At 70.9% G+C, this 6,614-nt stretch carries 5 protein-coding genes and 1 pseudogene; 2 read left to right on the top strand and 4 right to left on the bottom strand.

From position 1 onward, the window contains the following. The first annotated feature begins 304 nt into the window (after nt 1-304). Entirely contained in the window at nt 305-1,753 is a 1,449-nt protein-coding gene (locus ACFYMC_RS18880; RefSeq protein ID WP_388526249.1) for a hypothetical protein, read from the top strand. An 80-nt stretch (nt 1,754-1,833) separates the two neighbouring features. Here the strand turns inward: ACFYMC_RS18880 and ACFYMC_RS18875 are convergent, their stop codons facing one another. Next, complete coding sequence (locus tag ACFYMC_RS18875) at nt 1,834-2,190, bottom strand: iron-sulfur cluster assembly accessory protein (protein WP_125640545.1); 357 nt, start codon at nt 2,188-2,190, stop codon at nt 1,834-1,836. Nucleotides 2,191-2,490: 300 nt separating this feature from the next. Between ACFYMC_RS18875 and nadA the strand changes: the two genes are divergently transcribed. Next, a complete protein-coding gene (gene nadA / locus ACFYMC_RS18870) occupies nt 2,491-3,687 on the top strand; it encodes a quinolinate synthase NadA (protein ID WP_388526246.1) in 1,197 nt (398 codons plus the stop codon). 142 nt (nt 3,688-3,829) lie between these two features. Here nadA and ACFYMC_RS18865 read toward each other — a convergent pair whose 3' ends face one another. The 3 genes and pseudogenes from ACFYMC_RS18865 to ACFYMC_RS18855 all read right to left on the bottom strand — a co-directional run bounded on the left by ACFYMC_RS18865 (nt 3,830) and on the right by ACFYMC_RS18855 (nt 6,609). Continuing rightward, the gene (locus ACFYMC_RS18865) at nt 3,830-4,534 is read right to left on the bottom strand and encodes a response regulator (protein ID WP_388526243.1); all 705 of its coding nucleotides are present in this window, start codon (nt 4,532-4,534) and stop codon (nt 3,830-3,832) included. Nucleotides 4,535-4,605: 71 nt separating this feature from the next. After that, nucleotides 4,606-5,791, bottom strand: a pseudogene (locus ACFYMC_RS18860) (sensor histidine kinase). A 71-nt stretch (nt 5,792-5,862) separates the two neighbouring features. Continuing rightward, nucleotides 5,863-6,609 carry a hypothetical protein gene (locus ACFYMC_RS18855; RefSeq protein WP_388526362.1) on the bottom strand — a complete coding sequence of 249 codons (747 nt, stop codon included), beginning with the start codon at nt 6,607-6,609 and terminating at the stop codon, nt 5,863-5,865. Between the last annotated feature and the right edge of the window lie 5 nt (nt 6,610-6,614).

Raw genomic sequence — 6,614 nt, 5'->3', positions numbered from 1 at the left:
GGGGGGGTGTGGCCCCCCCCCGGGGGGGCCCCGGGGGGGGGGGGGGGGGGGCGCGCGGGGCCCCCCCCCCCCCCCCCACCCCCGGAGATTCACCCGATCGCGGTGCCCCCCGCCTCGGCGCGGATGATCGCGTCTACCGACTCATACGGGGACCGCTCGTACGGGGACTGACGCCCCGCACCCGTCCCCACCTCACGCGCCCGACCCTCCTCGGTGAACCACTCAGCTCCGGGGAGGGAACCGCTTGCGCCGGCGCTACGTCCCATGGGCACCACGGAGACGACGCAGGCGAAGGAGCGATGCCGTGAGCAGCGAGCGCACTGTCCCGGATCCGGAGGGACCCGAGCCGCCCCGCGGGGAACACCGGCAAGAACGGCGCCGGGCCGGCCTGGCGGCGGTCGCCGCCGGAGTCCTGCTGAGCGGGGTCGCCGTCGCCTACTGGTCGGCGAGCGCGTCCGGCAAGGGCGATCCGCAGACCGTCAAGACCACCAACCGCAGTGCCGCGGCGCTGCGGGACTCCGCCGCTGGCGGGTCGAGCGAAGCCACCCTGCCCACTCCCCCGGCGGAGCTTCCGCAGATCGCCCCCGGTGAGCCGGACCCGCACGGGCCGGCGGTGTACCGCGCCAAGGGCCCCCTTCCGACGGGGCCGGCAAAGGCGAGCGGCTACCGACCCACCGGCGAGGTGACCCGCCAGGATGTGGAGCGGTTGGCAGGGGCGCTCGGCGTGGACGGGCTGCCGCGGCTCTCGGGCGGGGTCTGGACGGCCGGCCAGATCCGCGACGGCCATGGGCCCAGGCTCCAGGTGGAACAAGCCGCTCCGGGCAACTGGACGTACCTCGCGTACGCGCTTGGAGGCACGGACGACTGCGCGCCCGGCAAGGACGTCTGCCAGCCGGTGAAGAAGCCCACCGACCGGTCCTCGGAGGCGGTGGACGCAGCCACGGCGAAGGCGGTGGCAGCCCCGGTGTTCAAGGCGTTGGGCCAGGACGACGCGAAGATCGACGCCAGCCAGACCATGGGTGCCAACCGGACGGTGAACGCCGACCCCGTGGTGGACGGCTTGCGGACGTACGGATGGACGACTTCGCTCCAGGTCGGGCCGGACGCCCAGCTGGTCAACGGATCGGGCCGCCTGACCTCGTTGGCCCAGAGCGCGGCCAAGCCCGTGATCAGCGCGGAGGAGGCGCTCCAACGGCTGAACGCGGGGCCGGTCGGTGAGGGCAGCGGCATCGGCGGTTGCGCCACCCCGGTGCCGTACGGCGAGGACAGCGGACCGGCCGACTCGAAGCTGCGCCCCTGCGAGCCGGGCAAGGGCGGCGAGCCGCGCACCCTGACCGTGGAACGGGCGGTACTCGGCCTGTCGGCCGAGCTGGTGGAGGGCACGGACACGTTGGCTCCGGCTTGGCTGTTCGACATCGCTCCTCAGGGCGCGACGCCCGCCCACACCGTGGCCCAGAACGCTTCGGCGGAGCAGGCGCCCAAGGCCACGGCGGTGGGTGCCGAGTCGTACTCCGTCGCGGATCGGGAGTTGACGGTGCACTTCTGGGGCGGTGTGTGCAGCGCCTATGCGCTCCAGGTGACCGAGCACCCGAAGACGGTGTCCGTGAAGATCGTCGAAACACCGCTGGACCCGGACCGCGCCTGCATCATGATCGCCAAGGAGATGTCCCTCTCGGCGACGCTGGATGAGCCGCTGGGCTCGCGCCAGGTGATCGACATGACCAACGGGAAGACGGTGCCGCGCGTCGGCTGACCCTCTGCCAGCAACGCCGGAGGGCGGTGGCTCCCCCTGGGGGAGCCGCCGCCCTCCGGCGTTGCTGGCAGAGGGCCCGACTAGCTGAAGGAGTCACCGCAGGCGCAGGAACCCGTCGCGTTCGGGTTGTCGATCGTGAAGCCCTGCTTCTCGATGGTGTCCACGAAGTCGATGGACGCGCCACCCAGGTAGGGGGCGCTCATGCGGTCGGTGACGACCTTGACGCCGTCGAAGTCCTTCACGACGTCACCGTCGAGCGAACGCTCGTCGAAGAAGAGCTGGTAGCGCAGGCCGGAGCAACCGCCGGGCTGGACGGCGACGCGCAGTGCCAGGTCATCGCGGCCTTCCTGCTCCAGCAGGGCCTTGACCTTGGCGGCGGCGGCGTCGGACAGGAGGATGCCGTCGCTCACAGTGGTCTTGTCGTCCTGAACGGACATCTGCATTCACTCCCGGGGTGGGGTCTCCCCGGCCGGTGGCAGGGGATCGTCGGACTGCTTGCCGTCGGCTGCAACCGACGGGGCCGCGGATTCATTCCGGGCCTCACGCTGGTTTTCCGTTTTCATGCTCGCATACCCGCACCGACCGGCGCACCGACCTGCGCGGCCCGGCGAATTCGTCACATCGACAATATGGACATCGTCAAACTGACGTGAAGCGGCTATCATAGATAGCGTCAAATCGACGAGAAGTGAGACCAGGCCCCGCTGCCGAGCTCACCGTTCCGCAGAACAGAAAGGGTGCGTGACGTGACCACCGCCCCGACCCGGCAGGACCTGGACGTCCAGCCGACCCCCCTCGCCCTGCTGCTGCTCGGCCGCGAGGCCGACCCCAAGAGCGAGCGCGGTGTGGAGTGCCCCGGTGACCTCCCCTCGCCCTCGGACCCCGACCTCGTGGAACGTGCGCGCGCAGCCAAGGAGCGCCTCGGGAACAAGGTGTTCCTCCTGGGACACCACTACCAGCGCGACGAGGTCATCCAGTTCGCGGACGTGACTGGCGACTCCTTCAAGCTCGCCCGGGACGCCGCCGCACGACCGGAGGCCGAGTACATCGTCTTCTGCGGTGTGCACTTCATGGCCGAATCGGCGGACATCTTGACCTCGGATGACCAGAAGGTCGTGCTGCCCGACCTGGCGGCCGGCTGCTCGATGGCCGACATGGCCACCGCCGAGCAGGTCGCGGAGTGCTGGGACGTGCTGACCGAGGCCGGCGTCGCCGAACAGGTGGTCCCCGTCTCGTACATGAACTCCTCCGCCGACATCAAGGCGTTCACCGGCAAGCACGGCGGCCTGATCTGCACCTCCTCCAATGCCAAGCGGGCGCTGGACTGGGCGTTCGAACAGGGTGAGAAGGTCCTGTTCCTCCCCGACCAGCACCTGGGCCGCAACACCGCGGTGCGCGACATGGGGATGTCCCTGGAGGACTGCGTCGTCTACAACCCGCACAAGCCGAACGGCGGCCTCAGCGTCGAGCAGCTGCGCGCGGCCAAGATGATCCTGTGGCGCGGCCACTGCTCCGTGCACGGCCGTTTCTCCCTCGAATCCGTCGAGGACGTCCGCGCGCGGATCCCCGGAGTCAACGTCCTGGTGCACCCCGAGTGCAAGCACGAGGTGGTCGCGGCAGCGGACTACGTCGGCTCGACGGAGTACATCATCAAAGCCCTGGAGGCGGCTCCGGCCGGCTCCAAGTGGGCGATCGGCACCGAACTCAACCTCGTCCGCCGCCTGGCGAACCGTTTCGCCTCGGAGGACAAGGAGATCGTCTTCCTCGACAAGACGGTCTGCTTCTGCTCGACCATGAACCGCATCGACCTCCCCCACCTGGTGTGGACCCTGGAATCGCTGGCGGACGGCAAGCTCGTCAACCAGATCCAGGTGGACAAGGAGACCGAGAGCTTCGCGAAGTTGGCCCTGGAGCGGATGCTGGCCCTGCCCTAGCCTGATCTTTAACCACTGGGCCCGACCACGAACCGCAAGGGGGTGCCCGCCAACCGCGCGGGCACCCCCTACGCCATCGGCGCCAGCAACCGGAAACAGGTCCCCGATGCGGCGGCCGGGGACGACGCCCCACCGTGCGCCGCTACTCGGCACGCGGGCGCACCAGACCCGATTCGTAGGCGATGACGACCAACTGGGCCCGGTCACGGGCACCGAGTTTGGCCATCGCACGGTTGACATGCGTCTTGATCGTCAGCGGGCTGACGACCAGCCGTTCGGCGATCGCGTCGTTGGAATGCCCCCCGGCGACCTGTACCAACACCTCGCGCTCCCGCACCGTCAACGCGGCAAGCCGTTCCCGGTGCACGTCGAGGGCCCCACCGCGAGCCGCACCGCCACTCTGCGCCAAGAACATGGCGATCAGCCCCTTGGTGGCCGCCGGGGAGAGCAGTGCGTCGCCGGCCGCGGCGATGCGGATGGCGCTGAGCAGTTCCTCCGGCTCCGCCCCCTTGCCCAGGAAACCGGCGGCGCCCGCCCGGATCGACTCCACCACGTACTCATCGACCTCGAAGGTCGTCAACATCACCACGCGCACCCCGACCAGATCGGGGTCCGCACTGATCAGACGGGTGGCGGCAAGACCGTCCGTCCCCGGCATGCGAATGTCCATCAACACCACGTCCGCCTGCCTCGACCGAGCCAACTCCACGGCCTCCGCACCGTCGGAGGCCTCCCCGACGACCTCCATATCCGCTTCGGAATCGACCAGCACCTTGAACGCGCTGCGCAGCAGCGCCTGGTCGTCGGCGAGTACCACCTTGATGCGCTCCTGCGGGCTCTGCTCCACCCTCGAAGGGTACGCACCACCCCTGACGCCGGGGGCGGACCCACGACAAGCTCTGCCCACACGGGACTTCCTCAGGGGAAGGCGGGCAGCGGAACCGAAGAGCGCGCCTGGCCGGGGGTCAGCGGGAGGATGGCGTGCACGCGGAAACCGCCCCCGTACCGGGGGGCGGCGGAACAACTGCCGCCGAGCGCCGCCGCCCGCTCCCGCATGCCCAGCAAGCCGTGACCACCACCGCCACTGAGTGGAGCCGCGGTGCCAGCGGACTCGGCCCCGCCGTCGTCGAGGACGGTGATCTCCAGCGAGGTACCGACGCGGACCAGGCTGACCTCGGCCCGAGCACCACCGCCCGCGTGTTTGCGGACATTGGTCAACGCCTCCTGGACCACCCGGTACGCAGCGAGGTCCACGGCAGCCGGCAGCGGCGCCTGGACCTCCCGGGCCACCTCCACCGGCAGGCCCGCGTTCCGGAAGGTCTCCAGCAGGTCGTCCAGGGCGGCCAGGCCAGGAGCGGGCTCGGTCGGCGCCTCGGGGTCACCGGACTGCCTGAGCAGGCCCACCGTCGCACGCAGTTCGTTCAGTGCGGACCGGCTGGCCTCCCGCACGTGGGCGAGGGCCTCCTTGGCCTGGTCCGGGCGCCGTTCCATGACGTGCGCGGCGACGCCCGCCTGCACGTTGACCAAGGCGATGTGATGGGCCACCACATCGTGCAGATCCCGGGCGATCCGCAGCCGCTCCTCCGCGACCCTGCGTCGGGCCTCCTCCTCCCGGGGTGCGCTCGGCCCGTTCGGCGCGTTCCCGGATGGCACCCACGAAGTCCCGCCGGCTGCGCACCGCATCGCCCGCGGCGGCAGCCATGCCCGTCCAAGCGAAGAGCGCGATGTTCTCCTGGGCGTACCAGGGCAACTCGCCAGAAAGCATGGCGATCCCGGTCAGCCCGGTCATGGTGAGCAGTCCCACCCGCCAGGTGGTGGGCCGGTCCGTGGACGCTGCCAGGGTGTACAGCGCGACCACCGCACACATCGACACGGGTGTCCGCGGGTCCCCGGTGAGCAGTTCCGCCACGGAGACGGCTCCGGTGGCAGCCAGCACCGCACGGGGTCGGCGGCGGCGCAGGACCAGGGCGCCGGCGCCCAGCACCATCAGCAGCAGACTGGTGAACTCGGGGGCTCGGGTGCCGAACACGGGGCGCCCGGCGGGGCCGTGGGCGTCGGCGAAGGAGCCGACGATCATCGCCACGAGCACGGCGAGCGCCAGCATCGCGTCACAGGCGAGCGGATGCTCACGCAGCCAGTGACGGGTGGGCGTGAGCCCCGGGGTGAAGGGCGTGGTCACGTTCCCACGTTACGGCCTGCCCCACCGGGGTGGACCCCGGTTGCGCCCTCGCCTTCATGGTTGACCGGGTACCGGCCACGCCGGCGGTCCAGCCACGCCCTGCCGGCGCACAGCAGCGCTATCGCTCCGATCGCCGCAAGGTGTTCCTTGCCGGCCAGGTTGTTCTTCACCAGGACCTCTACGACCATCGCGGCGATCACCAGGGCCGCGGTCAGACGGGCCCGGTACTGCCAGCAGACGAAGACCGCCAGGGCGACCACGGCCGCCGAGGGCCCGGTGTCGACGACGAAGCGGTCCGTGGCCGGCAAGCCGAGGGGGTGGTCGGGGCCGAGGAGGAGACCCACCCGCGCGTACATCGTTCCGGCCAGGGTGGCGAAGTAGGCGATGGCGAGGGTGCGCCGGCGGCCGATGGCGGCCTCGGCTATGCCGAAGACGAGCAGGATCTGCGCGAGCGCACCCCAGACGGGAAGGTCGAGGGCGGGCACGAACAGGGAGAGCGGGGTCCTCAGCAGGGCGGTCCAGAGGGGGTCCTCGGCCCGGACCGCGCCGAGGTCGTGGACGATCTGGTAGCCCCAGGGCTGGTTCTGGACGAACTGGAGGAGGGCGGTGAGGATGACGGCGGCCAAGGTGAGGGGCGCGGCCCGCCAGCGACGCCGGCGCAGCGCCTGACGCACCGCACGAAAGAGCGGTCCCCATTCGTCCGCGATGCGGTGCCGCGACTCGCTGGGCGTCCGCTCGGTCAGGTCCG

It is taken from the genome of Streptomyces sp. NPDC006879 (genome assembly GCF_042869595.1).
GTDB lineage: Bacteria > Actinomycetota > Actinomycetes > Streptomycetales > Streptomycetaceae > Streptomyces.
The sequence above is the reverse complement of the archived record's forward strand: the minus strand, read 5'-3'. Positions and strand labels throughout refer to the sequence as shown.